The organism is Pseudomonas maioricensis, from assembly GCF_022790535.1.
Lineage (GTDB): Bacteria > Pseudomonadota > Gammaproteobacteria > Pseudomonadales > Pseudomonadaceae > Aquipseudomonas > Aquipseudomonas maioricensis.
In genome coordinates this window covers 35,196-58,372 of the sequence record NZ_LOHG01000009.1, presented here as the reverse complement: position 1 = coordinate 58,372, position 23,177 = coordinate 35,196, and the positions used below count along the sequence as shown (strand labels likewise).

General features: G+C 58.9%; 21 protein-coding genes. 12 read left to right on the top strand and 9 right to left on the bottom strand.

What is annotated here, in order from left to right:
- The first annotated feature begins 78 nt into the window (after window positions 1–78).
- From AUC61_RS15405 to argE, 8 genes are read left to right on the top strand one after another with little or no spacing between them, the layout of a single operon-like run.
- Entirely contained in the window at window positions 79–1,716 is a 1,638-nt protein-coding gene (locus AUC61_RS15405; RefSeq protein WP_243247117.1) for an ABC transporter substrate-binding protein, read from the top strand.
- A 34-nt stretch (window positions 1,717–1,750) separates the two neighbouring features.
- Complete coding sequence (locus AUC61_RS15400; protein WP_122666839.1) at window positions 1,751–2,707, top strand: ABC transporter permease; 957 nt, start codon at window positions 1,751–1,753, stop codon at window positions 2,705–2,707.
- Window positions 2,704–3,579, top strand: coding sequence for an ABC transporter permease (locus AUC61_RS15395; protein ID WP_122666840.1), 876 nt, complete (start codon window positions 2,704–2,706; stop codon window positions 3,577–3,579). The genes AUC61_RS15400 and AUC61_RS15395 overlap by 4 nt, the downstream gene beginning before the upstream one ends.
- A 1-nt stretch (window position 3,580) precedes the next feature.
- Window positions 3,581–5,425, top strand: coding sequence for an ABC transporter ATP-binding protein (locus tag AUC61_RS15390; protein ID WP_243247116.1), 1,845 nt, complete (start codon window positions 3,581–3,583; stop codon window positions 5,423–5,425).
- Window positions 5,422–5,730, top strand: a complete 309-nt coding sequence (locus AUC61_RS15385) for a (2Fe-2S)-binding protein (RefSeq protein WP_122666842.1) — start codon at window positions 5,422–5,424, stop codon at window positions 5,728–5,730. The genes AUC61_RS15390 and AUC61_RS15385 overlap by 4 nt, the downstream gene beginning before the upstream one ends.
- The gene (locus AUC61_RS15380) at window positions 5,712–7,088 is read left to right on the top strand and encodes an FAD/NAD(P)-dependent oxidoreductase (RefSeq protein WP_243247115.1); all 1,377 of its coding nucleotides are present in this window, start codon (window positions 5,712–5,714) and stop codon (window positions 7,086–7,088) included. The genes AUC61_RS15385 and AUC61_RS15380 overlap by 19 nt, the downstream gene beginning before the upstream one ends.
- Window positions 7,085–8,239 carry an NAD(P)/FAD-dependent oxidoreductase gene (locus AUC61_RS15375; RefSeq protein WP_243247114.1) on the top strand — a complete coding sequence of 385 codons (1,155 nt, stop codon included), beginning with the start codon at window positions 7,085–7,087 and terminating at the stop codon, window positions 8,237–8,239. Before AUC61_RS15380 ends, AUC61_RS15375 begins: the two co-directional genes overlap by 4 nt.
- Window positions 8,236–9,393 (top strand): acetylornithine deacetylase, encoded by a 1,158-nt coding sequence (argE, locus tag AUC61_RS15370; RefSeq protein ID WP_243247113.1) that lies wholly within the window; start codon window positions 8,236–8,238, stop codon window positions 9,391–9,393. Before AUC61_RS15375 ends, argE begins: the two co-directional genes overlap by 4 nt.
- 121 nt (window positions 9,394–9,514) lie before the next feature.
- Here the strand turns inward: argE and AUC61_RS15365 are convergent, their stop codons facing one another.
- The 4 genes from AUC61_RS15365 to AUC61_RS15350 form a co-directional block, all read right to left on the bottom strand.
- A complete protein-coding gene (locus tag AUC61_RS15365) occupies window positions 9,515–10,441 on the bottom strand; it encodes a 2-hydroxyacid dehydrogenase (protein WP_243247112.1) in 927 nt (308 codons plus the stop codon).
- A 304-nt stretch (window positions 10,442–10,745) separates the two neighbouring features.
- Window positions 10,746–12,008 (bottom strand): 3-phosphoshikimate 1-carboxyvinyltransferase, encoded by a 1,263-nt coding sequence (gene aroA / locus AUC61_RS15360; protein WP_243247111.1) that lies wholly within the window; start codon window positions 12,006–12,008, stop codon window positions 10,746–10,748.
- Window positions 12,009–12,060: 52 nt separating this feature from the next.
- The gene (locus AUC61_RS15355) at window positions 12,061–13,014 is read right to left on the bottom strand and encodes a sensor domain-containing diguanylate cyclase (RefSeq protein ID WP_243247110.1); all 954 of its coding nucleotides are present in this window, start codon (window positions 13,012–13,014) and stop codon (window positions 12,061–12,063) included.
- A 3-nt stretch (window positions 13,015–13,017) separates the two neighbouring features.
- Window positions 13,018–14,016, bottom strand: a complete 999-nt coding sequence (locus AUC61_RS15350; protein ID WP_243247109.1) for a response regulator — start codon at window positions 14,014–14,016, stop codon at window positions 13,018–13,020.
- 473 nt (window positions 14,017–14,489) lie between these two features.
- Here AUC61_RS15350 and AUC61_RS15345 point away from each other — a divergent pair, with 473 nt between their 5' ends.
- From AUC61_RS15345 to AUC61_RS15330, 4 genes are all read left to right on the top strand, one after another.
- Entirely contained in the window at window positions 14,490–16,013 is a 1,524-nt protein-coding gene (locus AUC61_RS15345; protein ID WP_243247108.1) for a sensor histidine kinase, read from the top strand.
- A complete protein-coding gene (locus AUC61_RS15340) occupies window positions 16,006–16,659 on the top strand; it encodes a response regulator transcription factor (protein WP_243247107.1) in 654 nt (217 codons plus the stop codon). The genes AUC61_RS15345 and AUC61_RS15340 overlap by 8 nt, the downstream gene beginning before the upstream one ends.
- A gap of 406 nt (window positions 16,660–17,065) precedes the next feature.
- Window positions 17,066–17,443 (top strand): response regulator transcription factor, encoded by a 378-nt coding sequence (locus AUC61_RS15335; protein ID WP_243247106.1) that lies wholly within the window; start codon window positions 17,066–17,068, stop codon window positions 17,441–17,443.
- 200 nt (window positions 17,444–17,643) lie between these two features.
- Window positions 17,644–18,375, top strand: a complete 732-nt coding sequence (locus AUC61_RS15330) for a LysR substrate-binding domain-containing protein (RefSeq protein ID WP_243247105.1) — start codon at window positions 17,644–17,646, stop codon at window positions 18,373–18,375.
- Window positions 18,376–18,541: 166 nt separating this feature from the next.
- Here the strand turns inward: AUC61_RS15330 and AUC61_RS15325 are convergent, their stop codons facing one another.
- The 5 genes from AUC61_RS15325 to AUC61_RS15305 form a co-directional block, all read right to left on the bottom strand.
- Window positions 18,542–18,913, bottom strand: a complete 372-nt coding sequence (locus AUC61_RS15325; protein ID WP_243247104.1) for a response regulator transcription factor — start codon at window positions 18,911–18,913, stop codon at window positions 18,542–18,544.
- 345 nt (window positions 18,914–19,258) lie between these two features.
- Window positions 19,259–20,419 (bottom strand): alginate O-acetyltransferase AlgX-related protein, encoded by a 1,161-nt coding sequence (locus AUC61_RS15320; RefSeq protein WP_243247103.1) that lies wholly within the window; start codon window positions 20,417–20,419, stop codon window positions 19,259–19,261.
- On the bottom strand, window positions 20,419–21,834 hold the full coding sequence (locus AUC61_RS15315; protein ID WP_243247102.1) for an MBOAT family O-acyltransferase: 1,416 nt from the start codon (window positions 21,832–21,834) through the stop codon (window positions 20,419–20,421). The genes AUC61_RS15320 and AUC61_RS15315 overlap by 1 nt, the downstream gene beginning before the upstream one ends.
- An 18-nt stretch (window positions 21,835–21,852) precedes the next feature.
- Complete coding sequence (locus AUC61_RS15310) at window positions 21,853–22,524, bottom strand: alginate O-acetyltransferase AlgF (RefSeq protein ID WP_243247101.1); 672 nt, start codon at window positions 22,522–22,524, stop codon at window positions 21,853–21,855.
- Complete coding sequence (locus AUC61_RS15305) at window positions 22,521–23,144, bottom strand: SGNH/GDSL hydrolase family protein (protein ID WP_243247253.1); 624 nt, start codon at window positions 23,142–23,144, stop codon at window positions 22,521–22,523. The genes AUC61_RS15310 and AUC61_RS15305 overlap by 4 nt, the downstream gene beginning before the upstream one ends.
- Window positions 23,145–23,177: the final 33 nt, after the last annotated feature.

The following is a 23,177-nucleotide window of genomic DNA, read 5'->3' as shown; positions in this document are numbered from 1 at the left end:
TCGTTGTGTGCGTTTCAAGGACGCTCCGGTCAACCGTGAGCAACTCATGCATTCCCTTAATCGACAGGTAGAACTGATATGGCTGACAACAAAGACGATTCGCGATTGATCTCGGGCCAGGAAAGCCTGCGGGTATTCGAAGGGCTCAATCGCGGTCTTTCACGCCGTGACGCGTTACGAATGCTGGGCGTTGCGGGTGTCGTCGCCAGCGGTGCGACCAGTCTGTTTGGCGCAGCGGGCAAAGTCTTTGCCGACGAAACGGCAACGCCTGCCAAGGGCAAACCCGGCGGGCGAATTCGCGTCGCTGGTATGTCCAGTTCTACCGCCGACACCCTCGACCCGGCCAAGGGCGCACTGTCCACCGACTATGTTCGGCACTTCATGTTCTATAACGGCCTGACCCGCTTCGACTCCCATCTGGTACCGCAGATGGAGCTGGCCGAGCGCATCGAAAGCGACGACGCCACCTTGTGGACCGTGACGTTGCGCAAGGACGTGACGTTCCACAACGGCAAAGCCCTGACGCCTGCCGATGTGGTGTTCTCGTTGAACCGCCACAAGGACCCATTGACCGGCTCAAAAGTCATGCCGTTGATGGCTCAGGTCAGCGAAGTCAAAGCCACCGGCGCGAACGAGGTGCAAATTCGCCTCAGCGCCGCCAACGCCGAGCTGCCATCGATTCTGGCGGTATCGCACCTGTTGATCGTTCCGGAAGGCACCACTGATTTCAATCAAGGCATCGGCACCGGGCCATTCAAGGTCAAAGAGTTCAAACCGGGCGTGCGCTCGATCAGCGTGCGCAACCCGAACTACTGGAAGCCGGGCCTGCCGTATCTGGACGAAATCGAATTCATCGCTATTGGCGACGAGCCTTCACGGGTCAACGCGCTGCTGTCTGGCGACGTGCACCTGATCAACGAGGTCAACCCGCGCTCCACCGCGCGCATTACCGCCAGCGCCAAGCACAGCGTGTTCGATGCACCGTCAGGTAACTACACCGACCTGATCATCCGTCAGGACCAGATGCCGGGGCAAAGCCCGGACTTCACCCTGGCCATGAAGTACCTGCTGGATCGCGAACAAGTGAAATCGGCAGTGTTCCGTGGCTACGCCCGCGTCGGTAATGACACGCCGATTTCTCCAGGCTCACGCTACTTCAACGCTGATTTGCCGCAGCGCGTATACGACCCGGAAAAAGCCCGCTTCCACCTGAAAAAAGCCGGCATGGAAAAAATTACGATGGCCGTGGCCGCCTCACCTGCGGCCACCGGTTCAGTGGACATTGCAGTGCTGCTGCAACAGTCCGCCAAAGAAGCCGGCCTGACGCTCAACGTCAACCGTCTGCCCAGTGACGGCTACTGGTCCAACCACTGGATGAAGCACCCGCTGAGTTTCGGCAACATCAACCCGCGCCCTAACGCCGACGTCATTTTTTCGCAGTTCTTCCAGTCTGCTGCACCGTGGAACGAATCCGCCTGGAAGAACGAGCAGTTCGACCAGTTGCTGATGCTGGCACGCGGCGAAACCGACGAAGCCAAACGCGCCAAGATGTATGGCGACATGCAGACTCTTGTTCACGATCACTGCGGGATCGGTATTCCGGTTTTCATCAGTAACATTGACGGAGTCGACAAGCGCATCAAAGGCTATGGCAGTAATCCGCTCGGCGGCTTCATGGGCTACATGTTCAGCGAGCAAATCTGGCTGGACGCTTGATAGCAGCTGGTTTTTCCTTTGCCGGAGCAATGCCATGAATAGCAACACACTCTGGTTGATCGGCAAGCGCTTCGGCGCTGCGATCCTGACTCTGCTGATCGTTTCCATGGTGGTCTTCGCCATTACGGCGGTGCTACCCGGCGACGCGGCTCAAGCTGCCCTCGGGCAATTCGCGACGCCTGAACAGGTCGCGGCATTGCGGATAAAAATGGGCCTGGATCAACCGGGTGTGGTGCGCTACCTGAGCTGGTTGATGAACCTGCTCAGTGGCAATTTTGGCGAGTCAGCTTCCAACGCCATGTCGGTTGCCGAACTGGTCGGCGGGCGCTTCCCCAATACCCTGATGCTGGCCGGAGCGACCGCACTGGTTTCCGTGCCGGTCGCGCTGGTGCTGGGCATTGGTTCGGCCATGGGCCGTGGCGGCCGCCTGGACAGTGCGCTGAGTTTCATCACGCTGGCGCTGGTTGCCGTTCCGGAGTTTCTGGTGGCAACCCTTGCGGTGCTGATTTTCGCGGTCAATCTGGGCTGGCTGTCGGCGTTGTCCTATGCCAGCGATACCCACTCCCCTCTGGAATTCATCCGTACCTATGCGCTGCCGGTGATGACGCTTTGCTGCGTCATCGTCGCGCAAATGGCCCGCATGACTCGCGCGGCAGTCATTGATCAACTGGACAGCCCTTATGTGGAAATGGCCCGCCTCAAAGGCGTCAGCCCCGTACGCATCGTGTTGCGCCATGCGCTGCCCAACGCTATCGGCCCGATCGCCAATGCCATCGCGCTGAGCCTTTCTTACCTGCTCGGCGGTGTCGTCATCGTCGAGACCATCTTCAACTATCCGGGTGTCGCCAGCCTGATGGTCGACGCCGTAACCAACCGCGACATGGCGCTGGTGCAAGCCTGCACCATGCTCTTCTGCTCCGCGTATCTGGGGCTGGTACTGATTGCCGACCTGTGCGCCATCCTCTCCAACCCGAGGCTGAGAACCCAATGAATAACCTCATTGTAAAATCGACGCCATCCTCTCCCGACCTGTCATTGGGCAAGGTCGCGCACAGCACGTCCTGGCTGGGGCTGGCAGGCGCATTCGTGTGCATCTTCTGGTTGTTGGTGGCGCTGTTCGGGCCATGGCTCGCGCCCCATCCGGTCGGTGAAGTCGTGTCCAACAATGTCTTTGACAGCATGAGCGGCGCTTACCCTTTCGGCACAGATTATCTGGGCCGTGACATGCTCAGCCGGGTGCTGGCCGGATCGCGCTTTACCGTCGGGCTGGCGCTGATTTCAGCCGTGCTGGCGAGCGGTCTGGGGACCAGTCTTGCTTTGCTCGCAGTCGTGGTGCCGAAATGGCTGGATGAAGTCATCAGCCGCTTGATGGATGCATTTATCTCGATCCCTAGCAAGATGCTGGCGCTGATCATGGTCTCCGCGTTTGGCTCGTCGGTGACGCTGCTGATCACCACTGCGGTGCTGAGTTTTTCCCCCGGCGCATTTCGTATCGCCCGCAGCCTGGCGGTCAACATCGAAGCACTGGAATACGTGCAGGTGGCACGTACCCGGGGCGAACGCCGCTTGTACATCGCCTGCGTGGAAATCCTGCCCAACATGCTCAACCCGGTTCTGACCGATCTGGGCCTCCGCTTCGGCTTCATCGTGCTGCTGCTCAGCGGCATGAGCTTCCTCGGTCTCGGCGTCCAGCCACCCGACGCCGACCTCGGCTCACTGGTGCGTGAGAACATCGGCGGGCTGAATCAGGGCGCGCCCGCCATCGTGATTCCGGCGTTGGCTATCGGCACACTGACTATCGGCGTAAACCTATTCATCGACAGGCTTTCATCACGGCGTAGCCGACGTTCAGGAGGACACTGAGATGAGCCAATTGATCAAGGTCCAGGACCTGCGAGTCGTCGCCAGCGCAGACAGCGGTGACATCGAAATCGTCAAAGGCGTGAGCTTTGCCCTGGAGAAAGGGGAAGTGCTGGCGCTGATCGGTGAGTCCGGGTCAGGCAAAACCACAATTGCCCTGGCCTTGCTCGGTTATGCCCGACGCGGCTGCCGTCTGGCCGGTGGCTCGGTGCAGATCGGCGAGCACGACATGCTCGATTTGCCGGAAGGCGTCCTGCAAGGGTTGCGCGGGAACCGGGTGTCGTACATCGCACAAAGCGCAGCCGCAGCGTTCAACCCTGCAAAACGGCTCATCGATCAAGTCATCGAAGGCGCGCTGATTCATGGGCTCGGCAAGCGCGCAGAGCTTGAAGCCAAGGCCGTCGAGCTGTTTCGTGACCTGTCATTGCCCAACCCGGAACACATCGGCCAGCGCTTCCCGCACCAGGTTTCCGGTGGCCAGTTGCAACGGGTCATGGCGGCGATGGCGCTGATCAGCGACCCGGTATTGGTGATCCTTGATGAGCCCACGACGGCGCTGGACGTTACGACGCAAATCGATGTGCTGCGGGCGTTCAAGCGCGTCGTGCGGGAACGTGGCGCTACAGCTGTCTACGTCTCGCATGACCTGGCAGTCGTGGCGCAAATGGCCGATCAGATTGTGGTGCTCAAGGGCGGCCAGATCGTCGAGCAGAGTAATACCGCAGCGTTGCTTAAAGATCCGGAGCATCCCTACACCCGCAGCCTGCTGGCCGCTGCCCGCCCCGACGCGACACTCCGTCCGGCCAGTGAGGTCGCGCAGAATGTGCCGTTGCTGACCATCACTGAAATGTCAGCCGGTTATGGCAATAAAGACATGCAAGGCATGCCGATGATTCGCGTGCTTGAAGACATAGACCTGACTATTAATCGAGGTCAGGCGATTGGCGTGATTGGCGAGTCGGGCTCGGGCAAGTCCACTCTGGCCCGGGTCGTGGCGGGGCTGCTTGATCCGGCGCGCGGCAGTTTGAAATTCGACGGGCAGCCGCTGTCCGGCGACCTGGCTGGGCGTACTGACGATCAATTCCGACGCATTCAAATGGTGTTCCAGAATGCCGACACCGCGCTGAACCCGATGCACAGCATCAGCACCATTCTCAGCCGTCCGTTAAAGATGTACTTCAACCTCAAAGGGGCCGCCTTGCGTCAGCGCATCGACGAATTACTCGATCTGGTGCGCCTGCCCCGCGACATAGCGGAGCGGCGCCCCAGCGAACTGTCCGGTGGGCAAAAACAGCGGGTCAATCTGGCCCGCGCACTGGCTGCAAAACCGGACCTGATCCTCTGCGATGAAGTGACTTCAGCGCTGGATACAGTGGTCGGCGCAGCGATTCTCGAACTGCTCGGCGATTTGCGCCGGGAGCTGGGTGTGTCGTACCTGTTCATCAGCCACGACATTTCCACCGTGCGTGCGCTGTGCGACGACATTGTGGTGATGTACAGCGGCCACAAGGTGGAAGAAGGCAGCCGTGAGTCCTTCGGCCATACGCCGTTTCACCCCTACACCGACTTGCTGGTGCATTCGGTCCCTGAGCTGCGTCAGGGCTGGCTGGAAACCTGTGGCACGACCACGTGCGGCACGCTGCCGCCGATCAGCCCGCCGATCAACATGCCGCAGCTGTGTACCTTTTTGAATCGCTGCCCGCAACGCGTCGAAGGCTTGTGCAATCGCACCGCGCCTGGCCGTCGTGAAATAGCCGGAGGCAGTGAAGTACTCTGCCATCTGGACAGCAACGCGCTGCGCAAAAACCAACAGGATCTGGAAGACATAACCGTGGGAGCCTACGCATGAAAGGGCGTTTTGTAAGGCTGGGCGAGCGCGACCGGGCCACGGTGAGCCTGGTGGTGGACGGCGCACCGATTGAAGCGCTGCAGGGCGACACTTTGATGGTCGCACTGCTGACTCAAGGCGTATCGCTGCGCCAGTCAGAATTCGATCCCGGCCGACGTGCCGGTTTCTGCCTGATGGGCGCCTGCCAGGACTGCTGGGTCTGGACCCGCTCCGGCGAGCGTTTGCGCGCCTGCTCCAGTGAAGCCCGTGAAGGGCTGGATATCGTCACCACACAACCGGAGGCGACATGGCCACTCCACGGGTAGTGATTGTAGGCGCCGGGCCAGCCGGTACGCGCTGTGCTCAGACGTTGATTGCGGCGGGGATCAAACCGATTCTGATCGATGAAAACCGTCGCGACGGCGGGCAAATCTATCGCCGTCAGCCCGAAGGTTTCAAACGCGATTACGCGGCGCTGTATGGCACCGAAGCCGACAAGGCCCGGGATCTGCACCAGACCTTTGACCGCCTGCGCGAGCACATCGATTACCGCCCCGACACACTGGTCTGGAACCTGAGTGAAGGCCAGTTGTGCTGCGTCCATCAGGGGCAGCACTCCGTACTGAACTACGACGCGCTGATTCTCTGCACCGGTGCCACAGACCGGCTGATGCCCATCAAGGGCTGGCAACTGGCAGGGACTTACAGCCTTGGCGGTGCGCAGATAGCCCTCAAGGCGCAATCCGTTTCCATCGGTCACAAAGTCGTGTTCATGGGCAGCGGTCCCTTGCTGTACCTGGTCGCCAGCCAATACGTGAAAGCCGGGGCAGAAGTGGCTGCCGTGCTGGACACCTCGCCGCTGAGCAAGCGGATCATGGCTACGCCCAAGCTGCTGGCGCGCCCCGGTGTGCTGCTCGAAGGCATGAAGCTACTCGCTCGCCTGCGCAGCGCCAAGGTGCCGGTGCATCTGGGTGTCGAGCCTTTGCAGGTAATAGGCGACGCTCAAACCGGCGTCAGCGGCGTGCATTTCAAAGACGGCAAAGGCAACACACAACAGGTCGATTGCGATGCCGTGGCACTGGGGTATCACCTGCGACCGGAAACTCAACTTGCTGATCTGGCGGGTTGTCGTCTGCGTTTTGACGAGGTCTCCAGCCAGTGGCTGCTGGATGTCGATGAGGTCGGACGTACTTCAGTCAGTGGTGTTTACGCCGCAGGCGACGGTGCGAAAATCCGTGGCGCAGATGCCGCGGAGCAAGCCGGTCGCCTCGCGGCGCTGGCCGTTCTACAAGATCTGAAGTTGCCGGTGGATGCCAGCGTGATGCAAACGCAAATAAGGCAGTTGGCAGTCATGGACCGCTTCCGGGTCGGACTGGCCGAAGCCTTCCCCTGGCCGTCGGCGCAAGCCAAATCGCTGCCAGACGAAACAATCATCTGCCGCTGCGAAATGATCAGCGCAGGCGAACTACGTGGCGTAGTCCGGGAAAAAGGTGCCTGTGAAGTCAACCGCGCCAAAGCCTTCAGCCGGGTCGGCATGGGCCGTTGCCAGGGGCGCTATTGTTCGCAGGCCGGGGCAGAAGTGATCGCCGCCGAGGCGGGCGTCTCCGTGGAGCTGGTCGGTCGTCAACGCGGTCAGGCACCGATCAAGCCGTTGTCGATGCTCACTGATGAGGTCGTGTCATGAAACAGCAAAAATCCGATGTATTGATTGTCGGCGGCGGATTCATGGGTTCGGCCACCGCTTTTTTTCTGCGCCAGCGCGGCCAGTCAGTGACCCTTCTTGAGCGCGACATGATCGGCCAGTACGCCAGTGGCGTTAACTTCGGCAACGTGCGCCGTCAGGGTCGCTTCCTCGGTCAACTGGAACTGGCTAACCGCTCCCGCGCCTTGTGGGGCAGGCTGCCGGAACTGATTGGCGAGGATCTGGAGTTTCTGCCGAGCGGCCACATGCGCGTCTGCTATCGCGAGGATGAAATCGCCGAGCTGGAGGCTTATGCCGCAGCACCCGAGGCCCGCGAACTGGATCTGCGTATCTACAGTGGCCGAGAACTGCATCAGCGTTTTCCATTTCTCGGCCCGGTGGTCAAAGGGGGGTCTTACGCCCCTCACGACGGGCACGCCAATCCGCGTCTGGCTGCGCCCGCTTTTGCCCGCGCAGCGATCCGCGCCGGTGCGCGGATTGAGGAACGCACTGAAGTCACCGAGGTACAGAAAGTCGGTAATCAGTTTGAAGTCACGACCAGTGACGGCCGCGTGTTCAGCGCCGACCAATTGCTGATTACCGCTGGAGCCTGGGGGCAAAAGCTTTCAGCGCAGTTCGGTGAGCCGGTGCCGCTGGACACCTTCGGCCCGCAAATGGCCGTCACCGAACCGGTGCCCTACGCGCTGCCGACCGTCATCGGCGTCTATACCAAAATCGCCGAAGAGGTCATTTATTTCCGGCAGATCCCCCGTGGCAACATCATCATTGGCGGCGGCTTTCGCAGCAAACCGGACATGGTCAACAAACGGGTCGCAGTAGAGCTCCGCAGCACCATCAATCAATTGCAGCAGATGCGGCGTTTACTGCCGGGCGTCGCCAACCTCAACATCATTCGGGTGTGGAGCGGCATCGAAGGCTATCTGCCGGATTCATTACCAGTCATAGGCCGTAGCGGCACTGTCGACGGTTTGTTTTACGCCTTCGGCTTCTGCGGCCATGGCTTTCAGCTGGGTCCCGGCGTGGGTGATGTGATGGCCGAACTGCTCAGCACCGGCAGCACCAGTACCTCGATTGCGCCCTTCGACATCCGCCGCTTCGCCAGTGCCAATACTCAGCAGAGCAAAGCCTCATGAAGCCGCGTGTACGAGAGATACTCAGCCGCCTGCTGGCATTCGATACGGTGTCTTCTGAATCGAACATGGGACTGATTGAATACGTTCGGGATTTGCTGGCGACCAAGGGCATCGAGGCGCTGATCGTCAAGGATGAAACCGGGCACAAGGCCAATCTGTTCGCCAGCACCGGACCAACCGATCAGCCAGGGATCTTGCTTTCAGGCCACACCGATGTGGTGCCGGTCGCAGGGCAGGCATGGACCCTGCCACCGTTCAAGGCTACCGAGATGGATGGGCGGATTTACGGTCGCGGCAGTTGCGACATGAAAGGCTTCATCGCATTGGCTATCGATAGCATGCTGGATGCAGCCGACCTGAATCTGACCCGTCCGCTGCAACTGGCGTTGTCGCACGACGAAGAGATCGGCTGCGTCGGTGTGCGACGTCTGCTCGACGTGCTGCACCTCGCGCCGCAGCGCCCTTTTCTGTGCATCGTCGGTGAACCCACCAACATGCAGTTCGCGCTGGGCCACAAAGGTAAAAGCTCGTTCCGGACGTTCTGTCGTGGTCAGGAAGCGCACTCCTCTCTCGCGCCGCTGGCGGTCAATGCGATTCATCTGGCCAGCGATTTCATTGCTTCACTGCGTCTCAGCCAAAAACAACTGCAACAACACGGCGCTCAGGATGCCGACTACGACATTCCGTACAGCACGGTACACGTCGGCAGGATCGATGGCGGCAAGGCGCTGAATATCGTGCCGAATCTATGCACGCTGGATTTCGAGCTGCGCAATCTCAATGCGGATGATCCGGAACTGTTTCTCGATCAGTTGCGCGAACAGGCGGAGGCAATCGTTCGAGAAGCACGTAAGGTTTCGGCCGTAGCAGCCATCGAGATCGAAACCCTGAACGAATATCCCGGCCTGGACACTCATCCCAGCGTCGAAGCCGTGCGCATGCTGCAGGCGTTTGCACCTGCGGGCACTGGCAGCGTCAAAGTGTCCTACGGCACAGAAGGCGGCCTGTTCGCTCAGCGCCTGAACGTACCCGTGGTGGTCTGCGGCCCTGGCTCCATCGAGCAGGCACACAAGCCGGACGAGTTCATCGAGGTGAGTCAGATGATTGCCGGGCAGAAGTTTCTCGGCGGTTTGCTGGGGTCGTTGGTGCGCTGAACTGATCAACCTGGGACCTGTAGGAGCTCACCGCGTTTACGAGGCCAGCGATGGCGGAGTGTCAGATAGAACGCTATCGCTGCCTCGCGCTGCTCGTGAGCTCCACAGATATCTGTGGGCACTAGTACCCCTGCCCGCGATCCACTTGCCCGAGCATCGGCTCGCCGCGCTCGAAGCGTCGGATGTTTTCCAGCAGGCCGGGAAATGCGCTATCCGGTTGGGTCATTGCCGCGATGTGCGGTGTGAGCATTATCTGTGGGTGACGCCAGAACGGGTGCGCAGGGTCAGCAGGCTCCTGTTGCAACACATCAAGCACTGCGGCGCTGACATGACCGCTGTCCAGGGCTTGCAGCAGATCCTGTTCAATCAAATGCCCGCCCCGGCCCATGTTCACCAAGGCCGCCCCTTTGGGCAGTTGCTCGAACAATTCACGATTCAGAATGCCCGTGGTCTGCTCGGTCAATGGCAGCACGCACACCAAAATGTCGCACTGATTCAGAAACGTCGGCAACTGTGCGCTGCCCGCATAGCACACGACGCCCTCGATCTGGTGCTCGCTGCGCGCCCAGCCCGATAGCTCGAAGCCGAAGTTCTGCAAGCTGGCGAGAATCTGCTGCGCCTGTAACCCAAGCCCCATAACGCCCACGCGACGCCTGTTCGCTGGCAAAAGACGATGCGCCTGCCAGTGGCCCTCAAGCTGTTGCTGTCGATAACGCAGCATGTCCCGGTGCAAGCTCAATACGGCGAAGCACGCGTACTCGCACATGCCCCGGCCAATCCCGGGATCCAGCAAACGTACCACCGGCAACGCCTCGGGCAGGCGACTCAAATCCAGTTGGTCAACACCTGCCGACAAGGCAAACACCACCTGCAAGTTTGGCAGCAGGGTTTGCAGATCATCCGGGGCAAGCCAGGCGGCAAGGTAAGTGATGTCCCGAGGATCGCCGATGTCCGGCCAGGCGCGCCACTCGATATCCGGAGCGTGTTCGGCAAACAGTGCTTTCCACTGTTCACCCCGTGCGGGATCAGCTTTATAGAGGAGCGCCATGAATGAGTCCTGAACATGAGGAAGGCATTCATGATGCCTGAGATGCAAAGCAGCATTGGCTGAAAGCACCGTGGCAACGGCGTAGCGTGCTGTTTATGGGAGGCGGCGCGAAAGATTCAATGGAGTTTGAGTCTGCTGCAGGTCCTGTGGGAGCGGTGCTTGCCCGCGATAAGGCTGGACGCGACTCACTTTAGACCGCGTCGCCTTTATCGCGGGCAAGCACCGCTCCCACAGGGGTGATGAGATCCTCGATAATTTGGCTTGCAGGCAAACATAAATCACCCACAGGAAGAGAAATTCCAGCTCAATCCTGCCGCTGAACCTTGACCCCCAGCGACTGCAACGCATCCCAGTAGCCGGGATAAGTCTTGCCGACGCAATCAGGGTCCTGAATCCGGATGCCTGCGATTTTCAGCCCGGCCAGCGCGAAGCACATGGCTATGCGGTGATCAGCGTGGGTGTCGATCAACGCGTCCACGGTGCTGCCTGCCAACTGCGGGTTCGCGTGAACGATCAGGTCGTCACCCTCTTCCACCGCCAGCCCCGGTGCAATCGCACACAGCCCATGGGACAACGCGGAAATACGGTCGCATTCCTTGACCCGTAGATTCGCGATGCCGACGAAACGCACCGGCTGATTGTTGAACGCAGCGAGCACGGCCAGGGTTGGAATCGCATCCTGCATTTGCGAACCATCGATCACTGGCGGCATGTTCGGGAAGCGCTCGATCAACTGGCTGGCCAAAGCATCAGGCTGAGTGAAATCTTCGGTCGCGACACCCAGATCGATATTACCGCCGGTGATAGCCTGCGCGGCCCACAAGTAAGTGGCTGCCGACGCATCCGGCTCGATGTGGAAATCAGTGGCTTTGTAGCCGGTGGCCGAGACTTTCCACGCCGTATCACTGATAACTTCGACTTCAGCACCAAAGGCTTTCATCGCCGCCAGTGTCAGGTCGACATAACCGCGCGCGCCAATGTCACTGCCGGTCAGCGCGACTTCAATCGGGCCTTTGCCGCAGGCTCCAGCCATCAACAGCGCAGAGACGTACTGACTGGACAGGTTGCCATCGATTTCGATACGTCCCGCAGCCAGACCACCCTGCCCCTTGATTGCCACAGGCGGACAGCCGGTCGGCGAACTGACGTCGACGCCCATGCGCTGCAGTGCATCAACCAGCGGACCGATGGGACGCTTGCGCATGTACTCATCGCCATCAACGACAAAGTCACCCTGGAAATTAGCCAGCGCTGCCGTCAGAAAACGCGTAGCCGTGCCGGCGTTCCCCAGGAACAGCGCTTGCGAAGGTGCAAGCCACTGGCCGTTGCTGGTGACCACGAAGGTGCTGTCATCCGGCTCGTCAACCTGCACGCCCATCAGGCGCAAGGCTTCGGACATCACACGCGTGTCGTCACTTTTAAGCGCACCGCTCAGGCGACTGGTGCCTTGGGCCAGGCCTGCGAGCAACAGCGCACGGTTGGTGATGGATTTCGAGCCTGGCGGGCTCACGCGCCCGATCAATGGCTGGTCGACAGGGGTTACTGTGAGTGTGGATTGTGGTCGCATGATGTCCGTGATCGTCGCCGGAAAAACGTCGATCCTACCAGCAATCGGCGGCTTATTCGTCCACCGACACCTGATTGCGACCGTTTTTCTTCGACAGATAAAGCGCCTGGTCAGCCCATTCAATCAGGGTTTTATATTCGCTGGTCGGCTTGGACAGGTCGGCAACGCCAAGGCTGATCGTGCACTTGATCGCATGACCCTCGTGCTGCACGGTCTCAGCTTCCACCGCCAGGCGTAAACGCTCGCAGAACACTTTGGCACCGGCTTTATTGGTGTCAGGCAGCAGCACCGCGAATTCTTCGCCACCATAACGTCCGGCAATGTCGGCATCACGCACATGCTTGCGCATGACCTGAGCGACGCGCTGAATCACCTTGTCACCCGCTTGATGACCAAACGTATCGTTAACCCGTTTGAAGTGATCGATATCGCACATCACCAGGGAGGACACGCCGCTGTATCGCGTGTGCCGAGCGTATTCCAGCTTGAGCAACTCTTCCCAATGCCCACGATTGAACAGGCCGGTAAGGTGATCGGTACTGGAAAGCTTTGCCAACTCGTGGTTCGCCGTCTGCAGCAGATGGCGGTTAGTGGCCACATCCGTCACGTCGTAGATCACCAGGCAGATGTGGGTGATCTCGCTGTTGGTCGAGCGCAGCGGGAACATCGTGGTGTTCTGGTACATGAAGTCTTCGCGGCCAGTGATCGGCTGGTAGTTCTTGAACCGCACCAGATAAGGCCGCTGCTCCCATATGGTGAACGCAGGCGTACCCAGGGTAATCACGTTGTCGACTTTTTTGCTGAACCACTTAGGATTGAGCTCCGGGAACAACTTGAAGATCGACTGCCCGGCAGCGTCATACGGCACCACGCCAGAGCGGTTCTCCATGAAGGTGTTCCAGACCTGCACACGATAATCACGGTCGAGTACCACAATACCGACGTCGATGTTCTGGGTGACGGTCAGCAGCCAATGAAGCTCTTTGATATCGATCTGATTACTCATGGGTCAGCTCATCAAGTACGCGAGTTTTTTCGTCAGGCGGTCGACCGAATCTTCGGTGAACAACATCAGCAAGTCGAAGTTGATGCTATGCCCCTCAACGCTGTAGCTGAGCTCAACGGCCAGGGTTTTCTGCCAGCGTGTCTGATTGATACTGATCAGTTGGTCAATGCCCACCTGTGAACCCAGCATCTGCGGGTGCCCCTGGGAGAACTCCACGTCGATCTGCTCGGCAATCCCGCTCAGACAGGCGCCAATCAAGATGGTGGACAGGTCGAGGAGCATTTCCTCGTCGGTGTAGTCCGCCGAATCGCGGTGCATCAGCGAGCCCATGTCGGCGATGTCCGAGTCATGGAAGATCAGCAACGCTTCGCCCGCAATGCCCCCGCCAATGTAGCCCTGACAGATGGCCGTCAGCCGCTCACTGCTGTGCGCGTCCGCCAACGCCATGTGCAACTCACCGACCTCGAACATGTTGACGGTAGGCACCGGCAACTGCACGAACACACCCAACACCTTGGCCAGCAGGGCTGCGGCGCGGCCCATGGCGACGTTGATGGTTTCGCGAAACGCGTCCTGGAAACTGATAATCGCGCCGGTCATGGCGGGGGCAATAGTCGGGACGGGGGCAGGTTCGCCCAGCAGACCCAGCCGGGTCAGCGTCTGCTTCAACTCATCGGGATCAGCCGGCTTTTTGATGAACGCCAGTGCGCCCAACTCCATGACACGGCGGACGGCTTCGTCCTGAACGTCACCGGAAACAACAATAATCTTGGCGTCGAGGTTTTCAGCGCGAATGGCAGCAAGCGTCTGATAGCCATCCATGACCGGCATGGTCAGGTCCAGCAACATGACCTCACCCAACCCACGACGCACGGCATCGAGACCTTCGAGCCCATTGGTCGCCTGCGTAACCGACACGCCCCACTCCGCAGGCAAAGCCCTCAGCAACTGCTTGCGGGCCATGTTGGAGTCATCGCAAATCACCAAGGGAATCATCGGCATTGCATTGCTTCTCACTGCAAAAGAGTTCTGGCGCAAGTATCAGCGGGTTTCATTTCATAAGCGAGTGGTGAACACATGTCTTATTAAACAACCGTTTAGAGCATTTAACTGGCGTCAAATAATTACGTTCACTCGCTTTCACACGCTTACAAACAATCAATATCCGTGCTCATCTATTCATACATCGGCAGTGCCTGATAATTCTGCAATTAACTCGCCAACGAAACAGCATTCGTGAGATTAGTTGAGTTCTATCGGGACCTTCATGCGTCGTTACCCCCCGCCCCATCGCAACCAAAAGCACAAACGTACCAAAAATAACCATTCTGGCTATAGGCTCTTTCCCAGCCCGCCCTTAGAATCCTTGCCACACTGGCACGCGGTCGTTGTCGTTTGTACCGCTGCGCCCATTCAAGGATCAGATGCTGTTCAGTGCGATGTCGGGCAGCGTTCAAGGGCATGATGCGTTCAGTATGAATACACCCGTTACGTTGTCTGCCGGGCACACCGGCTCAGGGCTCAACGCCCGATCCTCATCGTTTTTGCTTCGTCTGGTCGCGGTCGCCATTACCACGGTGGTGTTTATCATCGATACGGTGACGTCGCTGGACGTGGCGGTGGCGGTGCTCTATGTCGCGGTTATTTTGTTGTCGGTGAATATCTTCAGTCGGCACGGTTTGACGATCGTTGCCCTGAGTTGCCTGTCGCTGACGATCATTTCCTTTCTGCTGACTCACGGCCAGGACGCCGAGTTGCCTGCCGTTGCCCGCTGTCTGGTGAGCATTGCTGCTATCGGTATCACTACGGTGCTGGCGCGCAGCAACAAAGCGGTCAATGACCGGTTGCAGGAGCAGGTCTGTCTGCTCGCCGAAGCGCATCAGGCGTTGCGTCGCAGTGAAGCGTTTCTGATTGATGCTCAGCGCTTGAGCCGCACGGGCAGTGTTGGTTTCCGTGTTCCGGACCTGGAGATGCACTGGTCGGAAGAGACCCAGCGGATCTTCGAGTACGAAGCGGGTTCTCACGCGTCGATTGATCGGGTCCTGCAAAGAACTCATCCCGATGACTTGCTACTGGTGGTGGACGCCATTGCCAAGGCCCGGGACCTGACGCCGGACCTGAGCGTCGAACACCGTCTGCTCATGCCTGACGGGCGCATTAAATACCTGCACATGCTTGCGCACCTTACCCACGATCAGGACGGTCATTGCGAATACGTCGGAGCGTTGATGGACGTAACGGCCGCCAAGCAGGCCGAGGAGGCGCTGCACCGCTCGCAAACCGAGCTGGCGCACGTGACCCGCGTTACAACCCTTGGCGAGCTGGCGGCGTCGATTGCGCATGAAGTGAATCAGCCATTGGCCGCGGTCACGACCAACGCTGAGGCTTCGCTACGCTGGCTCAATCGCCGAGAGCCGGATATCAATGAAGCAGCTCAGGCGCTGGAGCGCATCCTCAGCGAAACCTTCAGGGCCAGCGAAGTGATCCGCCGTATTCGCGCCCTGTCCCGCAAAGCCGATCCGCAACGGGCACCGGTGGACTTGCGAGAAGTAATAGAAGAATCTGTGAGCCTGGTTGCCCGTGAAATCCAGCGAGCCCGGGTTGAGCTGGTGCAAGAGATCGCCAGTGACGTGCCCTGTGTGATGGGCGACCGTATTCAGTTGCAGCAAGTGCTGATCAACTTGCTGATCAATGGCATGCAGGCCATGAGTGGTCATCATGGTTCGTCGCGCAAGATGAACCTGCGTTTAAGCCATGAGTCGCAAAACGAAGTCGTCATAGAAGTGCGTGACAGCGGCCCGGGAATTCAGCCGGATGACATGGGTCGTTTGTTCAACGCTTTTTTCACCACAAAACCTGAAGGCATGGGTATGGGGTTGTCGATCTGTCGCTCGATTATCGAGGCGCACGGCGGTCGGATCTGGGCCCAGAGCCAACCTGGCGAAGGGGCCGCGCTGCTCTTCGCCCTCCCCCAACAAGAAGAAACAGACGATGAATGACGATCACCCGATGAACAGAAGTGCGGTCAAAGTCAGCCACGATCCGATCGTGTTCATTGTCGATGACGACGCTGCCCTGCGTGATGCCTTGAGCAGCCTCCTGCGCTCTATAGGCCTGCGGGTGGAGACGTTTCCTTCGGTGGCAGACTTCACTCAGTTTCAGCGACCCGACGTGCCCAGTTGCCTGGTGCTTGACGTTCGGCTGCAAGGCACCAGCGGCCTCGACTTCCAGAACGAACTGGTACGCGCCAACGTCAACCTGCCCATCGTGTTCATGACTGGCCACGGCGATATCGCCATGACTGTCCGGGCGATGAAGGCCGGGGCGGTGGACTTTCTGGCGAAACCCTTCCGCGAGCAGGACTTGCTGGACGCGGTGACCTCTGCGCTGGAGAAAGACAAGAACGGCCGCCAGGCCAACAAGAACGCCAATGAAATCCGCGCGCGCTTTGAGACCCTGACGCCCAGAGAGAAAGAGATCATGGCCTTGGCGGCTTCAGGCCTGATGAACAAGCAGATCGCTGGAGAAATCGGCCTGAGCGAAATCACCGTCAAGATCCATCGCGGCCACGCCATGAAGAAGATGAACGCCAAGTCGTTTGCTGAGCTGGTGCGAATGGCCGAAGCGCTGGAGCTGGGGAAATAACCTGCATCTCTTGAGCGCATCAGTCGTGCAGCAAACATTGGATTTGTAGGCGCTCACCGACGTTACGAAGCCAGCGATGGCGGAGTGTCAGACAGGCCGCTATCGCTGGCCTCGTAACCTCGGTGAGCTCCTACAGGACAGGTTTCAATCCGGGATTGCTTGTTGTTTGACAGACACCCCCGAGGGTCGCGAAAGCGGTGTTTCTGATACACCAACATTCGCAGGCTTCGGCAGCGCCTACAGGACGATGCGAACACGCTTATTACTTATGTATCTTTTTTGATACCTATAATTCCGAGTTTTATACACCCGTATGATGTTGAATTGCCGCAATACCGCGTATCGTTAAGTTATTAAATCGAGACATTCGTTAACTTTATTCTCGATTTCCATCAGGTACTGCGGCATGTCTATTCCACTGACCATTTCAATCGTCGACGATGACGAATCCGTTCGAATCGCGATCGACAGTCTTGTGCGCTCTGTCGGCTACCACTCGGCCTTGTTTTCATCCCCTCTGGACTTCCTCGGTTCGGCCTCGCGGGCCAGCAGCGCCTGCTTGATTACTGACGTGCAGATGCCTGACATGAGCGGCCTGGAGCTGCAGGACAGACTTAATGAACAGGGTAGTCAGATCCCGATCATTTTCATCACTGCCTTCCCGGAAAAGCCCATCGAAAAACGCGCACTGGATGCAGGGGCCAAGGCCTTCCTGACCAAACCGTTCTGCGGTAAAACCATGCTTGAACATATAGAAAACGCCGTGAATTCCAGGGTGCACTAATCGTTACGTAGTTAAGCCGTGATTAAACACACGTATAAAAACCTGAACTCATGCATTAGACGTTGCTCCTCATGTACAAGCGTATTTATTGCTTACTTTACTTAAAGTAATTGCATGCCGGATTCAGCTTCTGAGTGTTCATGGAACCGGCTCTATCGATCAGTCCATGCACAACGGCTTCGGCCCAGGTAGCAAATGCGATGAACAGATATGAAGTGCCGGGCAATGACCACAATCCGCTGCTGGGTCTGGGTGCTTTTGAGCAAATGCACGGGGTATTCTCGTCGCTCAGTAAACCTGCCGCGTTTATCGCCGCCACCAGCGAGGCGTCCATTCGACTGGCCGTGTCCAGCGACGTCGAGTATGCGCTGCTGCCGATGCTGTTGCGTCGCCTGCGGGTTGAAGCGCCGGGTGTTTCGTTGACCATAGTGCGGGCCGATCCCGAGCAGATGCCAGCGCTGCTAGCGTCCGGTGAAGTCAGCTTGGGTATTGGCCTCAGCGCCGCATCTGATGCCACTCATCATCGCGCATCACTACGACGGGTACGCCCGGTCGTATTGCGCACCGACACAATGCCTGATCAGGTCTGCCTCAGCGAACTGTGCCGCCGCCCGCACGCACGGGTGTCTTTTGCATCGAATATGGACCGGGATATCGATCAGACACTGAGAGATGCCGGGTTACAGCGCAAAGTGCTGCTATCCGTCTCGCAATTCAATGTTCTGCCTGCGTTGCTGGCTCAAACAGACATGCTCGCGCTGGTGCCCGATTATGTGGCGCAGACGATGGTTGCTCAGGGTGGGCTGCGCAGCGATCCCCTGCCTTTGCCCGCGATGGATTTCGATCTGGTCATGAGCTGGGGCGTCCAGGCAAACAATGACCCGGCCGGACGCTGGTTGCGCTCGCGGTGCAAGATGTTCTTGGGGGAGTGAAGTCCTCTGTAGGAACGACCGGGTGGCGATCCACGCTGTTGGCATCGACGATAACGCGGTATGGCTTCTAGCTGCGTCTCATGCATCGCGGGCAAGCCCTGCTCCCACAAACGGCGCGGTGCCATGGACACCGAGGGCGCTGCTGCACGTCATTTTGTCTGGAGAATCAAACCACCGGTAGGACCGATTCGATGCAGTCAATCAGCACGGTGGCATTGAAGGGTTTGCCAAAGAAACCGACAGCACTGCCGGTCATGGCACGTTTTCGTACAGACTCTTCAGGGAAGGCAGTGATGAAGATGGTCGGGATCTGCACACCCTGACGGTTCAGTTGCTCGTGCAGTTCAACGCCACTCATGCCAGGCATTTGCACATCTGTAATGAGGCAATCTGCTTTTGTCAGGCAAGGGGAAATCAGGAACTCCTCGGCCGAGGCAAACAGGCAGGCGACGAAACCCAGGGAGCGAACAAGACTATCGAGGCCAGTGCGGACAGCAGTGTCGTCGTCGACGACCGCGATCACCGGGGATTTAGCCAAACCAGTTACCTTCAATACCAATGAGTAGAAGTGCCGATGATCTGCGCACTCATGGCCTGCACGGTAACCAGCCCGGCACGTTCCTGAAATCATACCCACGTATAAAGCACGGATTAAAACGACCGACGGGCTAAATATTGACCATTTGGACAGAATCCATGGCTGTAAAAACCGCCCGCTTTCATCCAGTCCCACGACATCGCGCCCAACACAGGTCCCGTAGGAGCTGCCGAAGGCTGCGATCGCGGTGTATCAGGCAAAATGCTTCGCAGCCTTCGGCAGCTCCTACAGAAAATGGACTTCAAACCGGTAATTTGCATGCGCTCATCGTTTATCGCGAGACGCCTACAACCCGCTCTTGATGACCTCATACGGCGTCTGCAAATCACGCTCCGGGATTTCCCAGATCAGCAATTGAGGCGGAGTCTGCTTGAAGGCAGGGCTGTCGAAATAGACATTGGCGGCACCGGAGAACTCCCCACCGTCCTTACCGAAGTTACCAATCGGTGCTCCCAGGGCCAACTGTAGAAAGCCTGCGAAATTGGAGTTGCGCGAGAACGAAGTGCCAATCAGGGCGACGTTAGGCAGGTTGTCATCCCCGAACAGGTCGTCGAGGTTGTCACCGCCGCTCTGCACGGCTTGAGCTCGCTCGGTGATTTCACTGGCGGCGACGCTTTCCGGAGTCGGCTGCAACGAAAGAGGCAGCCAGTCGATCCCGGCCAGACGCACCAGGTCGCCAGGGCGCGGGGCCGATGGCGCGCTGCGTACGTCGAAGCTTTTCTGCGGCGTGGCTTGCATGCCTGAAGCCCGAACCTGCGCCGCGACCGCCTCGGCAGCAGCGTCGGCACCGGTCTCGCTCCAGTGGGTGTCGGTACGCAGATAGGCTTTGGCACCGATCGGTTCCAAGGTCGACGTGAGATCCAGCGCATTGACGCCATTGCTGTGCAACGTAGCGGTCCAGTTGGAAACCCGGTCACGCAGTTGCGCAGGACGGCTCACTCCGCACAGTTGCTCGCTAGCAATCCGGCTTTTATCCGGTACAACCGCCACCAGCAGTTTCACACCACGCTTGGCCAACCGCTGCTGCAGGTCGATGACGGCCTGAGCTTTGGCATCGGCATTCGCCTGGGCGTGGCGGTTGATTTTCAGCTCATCGGCAATGAACAACCAGCCTGGACAACCCTGACGTACACGCGGCCCCGTATCGTTGAACACTAGCCAGCTGGCAGCGCGTTCCAGGTTGGCAGCTTGTTGCGCCAACGTGGCACCGGAGAGCTGCTTGGCGATTTTGTGAGTGACATCGCCGTGCAGCACTTCATCAGTCGTGACGTTGGGTGGCAACAATTCGACTTTGCCATTCCAGAAAAGCCATGCGCAGGACAACAGCCCGACGGCCATGAAAGCTGCGAGCGTAAAACCCGCCACCGGGCTGATCCGGGTGGCGAGCTCGCTAGGCGGTACGGGTGTTACCGGGATCTTGGGCGAAACGATCTTTGGCGTAGTCATCAGAATTGGAAGTACAGAAAGGGTACGGCTTCGCGGCTGGCGATCAGAGCGAACGACAGCATGAAACCGGCCACGGGCCAAAGGGCGGCAGTCAGGGCAAAGAGCGCGCTGCCTCCGAATCGTTGTTCACAACGTTTTTGCAGCAATGGCGCGACGATGCAGAACACGCCCAGCAAAGCCGCCAGACCGTGTACGGGACGCAGAGTCACGGCCAGCGCATCACCCAGCGCCATGCCATGCAGACCGAATTGACCGGCGTACATGTTCATTGCCGAGTGGAAGTCCGGTGCGCGGAACAGCGTCCAGGCCAGGCACACGAACAGCAGCGTCAAGGTGTGCGACAACAACGGCGGAATGCTCGGCAGACTGGAGCGCGACCAGGCCCGGTCGACACACAAGGCAATGCCGTGTGCAGAACCCCACAGCAAGTAGTTCCAGCTGTCGCCGCCGTGCCACAAACCTGCGATGGCCATGGTCAGGAACAGGTTGCGATAGGTTTTCCACACGCCGTTACGGTTACCGCCCAGGCCGATGTACAGGTAATCACGCAGCCAGCTGGACAACGACAAATGCCAGCGCCGCCAGAAGTCCTGAATACTGCTGGCCAGATACGGCCGGTTGAAGTTTTCCGGAAAGTGGAAGCCCAGCATCAGGCCCAGACCGATGGCCATGGCGCTGTAACCGGCGAAGTCGAAAAACAGCTGCAGCGAATAGGCCAGGCAACCGATCCAGGCGTCGACAAACGACGGATTTTCCAGATGGAACGCCACGTCTACCAGCGGCGACAACGTATCGGCCACCAGCACCTTCATGCACATGCCGATCATGAAACGGCGCGCACCGAGGGAGAAATTCTGCCAGTCGAAATAACGCTCGCTCAGCTCACGACGTACCCAGTCATAGCGAATGATCGGCCCGGCGATGGAGTGACCGAACATGGAAATGTAGGTCGCGTAGTTAATGAAGCTGCGCTCTACCGGCACGGTATGCCGATGCACATCCACCAGATAGGAAATCGCCTGCAACACGATGAACGACAGCCCGGCGGGTAAAGCCACGCGCTGCCACTCAAGGGGCATGGCGCCATAGTAGGTGATCAGTTCACTCCAGGTTCCGGCCACAATATTGGCGTACTTGTACCAGCAGAGCACCGCCGTGTTGAGGACGATAAAGCCGATCAACAGACGCATGCGCCCGCGTGATCCTTCTTGCGCACGGTCAACCAGTAAACCGCCAACGAAGGCGACGATGGTCAGCACGATGTGCAAAGACAGGAACAACGGGCTCAACCAGCCGTAGAACAACCAACTGCCAATCAGCAGGATGACGTTACGCCAGGCCGGTCTGGCCAGCGAATACACCAGCAAGAAGGCTGGCAGGAATAACGTCAGGAACTCGAGTGAGGCGAAAACCATGGCGAATGCGCAATCCGATCAGTGGGCCAAAGCATCCGTGGCCGACAATAGTTGTGGGCCGTTGGCCGAAGGCACCAACAACACGCTGTAACGCTCGCCTGCTTTGAGCTCACCCAGCGCCAGCGGTGAACCGACATTGGCGTTGGCACACACCAGTTGCACCGAGAGGCTCACCGGGTTGATCGAACGTCGTTGCAGGGTGCCTTCCGGCACAGCTTTGAACAGATCGGCGGTACGCCCGGCAGGACGCAGGCTCGCATCGGCACAACTGGCATCAAGGCTGAAAAAAGCCAGCGACGCCTTGAGGCCGTTGAAGTCATCGGGCTGCTCACGCACCGCAACTTGCTTCACGCCTTTGGCGCCGTCAGCAATCGCAACCACAGTGGCGAATTCGCCCGGTTCAACACTCAGTGTCAACGGTATTTTTTGCGCACCACTGGCCAGGGTGCCTTTGATTGGACTACTGGCCTGAACCGGGAAAAACGCCGATGCCGGTTTTGCGGCGTCCAGTTGCAAAGGCGCAGCCCCTTCCTGCGCAGTGACTTGCAGCGGCGCAGGCGCGGCATTGATGAAGCGGATGAAGGCCGAGTCCTCGGCAGGTCCGCTCGGGTACAGCGCGATTTCAGCGCTGGCCAGACTGCTCAGAGCAAGCGCAGGGACAGCCAGAAATGCAGTCAGTGGCTTTATCATTTTTTAGCGTCCTTCAAGGCTGGCGCTGCAAGCAGGGCTTTGCTGATGTCTTCGCTCCAGGTCTTGTAACCTTGCGAGGTCAAATGCTGACCATCGACTGTGGCCCACTGGCCTGGTTTGGAGAAGGCGAGCGAATCGATGTAGCTGCACGGCGCAACGTTGCTGGCGAGGAACTTGGACATCATTTCAACGCGAGCAAAGGTCTTGCCGTACTTGCCGCCTTCAGTCCCCCAGTTAGGGCCGACCCACACGCACTGGGTGCCGGTGGCTGCGATAGCTTTGGTGAACGCGGTGGTTTGCTGCCACAACCAGGCCTTCGGAAAAGCCGGTTTCGGGTAGCTGGCCATGGTGTCGCCCAAGACGATCAGCACCAGATCCGGTTTGTCGCTGGCCAGCAATTCGCTGATCGGTTGGGTCGCAGCCTTGCCGCCCAGCACCACGGCTTTTTCAGTGCCACGACGCTCGGCGCCGCCACAGGTGCCCGGAGTGACTTTAAGCCAGTCACCGGCGTTGGAACCACAGACGCCCAGGGTGTGGACTTTTGCGCCCTGCTGGACCAGGTCGTCATGCAAAGTGGAAATCAGGTAATCAGGCGTTGCCAGATGACTGTCGCCGATCATCAAGATCGTCATGCCTGCCAGAATCGATGCTGC

Excerpts from the sequence above, each read along its gene's own strand:
- AUC61_RS15405 (WP_243247117.1), top strand. The coding sequence starts at position 79 with ATGGCTGACAACAAAGACGATTCGCGATTGATCTCGGGCCAGGAAAGC.
- AUC61_RS15400 (WP_122666839.1), top strand. The coding sequence starts at position 1,751 with ATGAATAGCAACACACTCTGGTTGATCGGCAAGCGCTTCGGCGCTGCG.
- AUC61_RS15395 (WP_122666840.1), top strand. The coding sequence starts at position 2,704 with ATGAATAACCTCATTGTAAAATCGACGCCATCCTCTCCCGACCTGTCA.
- AUC61_RS15390 (WP_243247116.1), top strand. The coding sequence starts at position 3,581 with ATGAGCCAATTGATCAAGGTCCAGGACCTGCGAGTCGTCGCCAGCGCA.
- AUC61_RS15385 (WP_122666842.1), top strand. The coding sequence starts at position 5,422 with ATGAAAGGGCGTTTTGTAAGGCTGGGCGAGCGCGACCGGGCCACGGTG.
- AUC61_RS15380 (WP_243247115.1), top strand. The coding sequence starts at position 5,712 with ATGGCCACTCCACGGGTAGTGATTGTAGGCGCCGGGCCAGCCGGTACG.
- AUC61_RS15375 (WP_243247114.1), top strand. The coding sequence starts at position 7,085 with ATGAAACAGCAAAAATCCGATGTATTGATTGTCGGCGGCGGATTCATG.
- argE (WP_243247113.1), top strand. The coding sequence starts at position 8,236 with ATGAAGCCGCGTGTACGAGAGATACTCAGCCGCCTGCTGGCATTCGAT.
- AUC61_RS15365 (WP_243247112.1), bottom strand. The coding sequence starts at position 10,441 with ATGGCGCTCCTCTATAAAGCTGATCCCGCACGGGGTGAACAGTGGAAA.
- aroA (WP_243247111.1), bottom strand. The coding sequence starts at position 12,008 with ATGCGACCACAATCCACACTCACAGTAACCCCTGTCGACCAGCCATTG.
- AUC61_RS15355 (WP_243247110.1), bottom strand. The coding sequence starts at position 13,014 with ATGAGTAATCAGATCGATATCAAAGAGCTTCATTGGCTGCTGACCGTC.
- AUC61_RS15350 (WP_243247109.1), bottom strand. The coding sequence starts at position 14,016 with ATGCCGATGATTCCCTTGGTGATTTGCGATGACTCCAACATGGCCCGC.
- AUC61_RS15345 (WP_243247108.1), top strand. The coding sequence starts at position 14,490 with ATGAATACACCCGTTACGTTGTCTGCCGGGCACACCGGCTCAGGGCTC.
- AUC61_RS15340 (WP_243247107.1), top strand. The coding sequence starts at position 16,006 with ATGAATGACGATCACCCGATGAACAGAAGTGCGGTCAAAGTCAGCCAC.
- AUC61_RS15335 (WP_243247106.1), top strand. The coding sequence starts at position 17,066 with ATGTCTATTCCACTGACCATTTCAATCGTCGACGATGACGAATCCGTT.
- AUC61_RS15330 (WP_243247105.1), top strand. The coding sequence starts at position 17,644 with ATGAACAGATATGAAGTGCCGGGCAATGACCACAATCCGCTGCTGGGT.
- AUC61_RS15320 (WP_243247103.1), bottom strand. The coding sequence starts at position 20,419 with ATGACTACGCCAAAGATCGTTTCGCCCAAGATCCCGGTAACACCCGTA.
- AUC61_RS15315 (WP_243247102.1), bottom strand. The coding sequence starts at position 21,834 with ATGGTTTTCGCCTCACTCGAGTTCCTGACGTTATTCCTGCCAGCCTTC.
- AUC61_RS15310 (WP_243247101.1), bottom strand. The coding sequence starts at position 22,524 with ATGATAAAGCCACTGACTGCATTTCTGGCTGTCCCTGCGCTTGCTCTG.
- AUC61_RS15305 (WP_243247253.1), bottom strand. The coding sequence starts at position 23,144 with ATGATCGGCGACAGTCATCTGGCAACGCCTGATTACCTGATTTCCACT.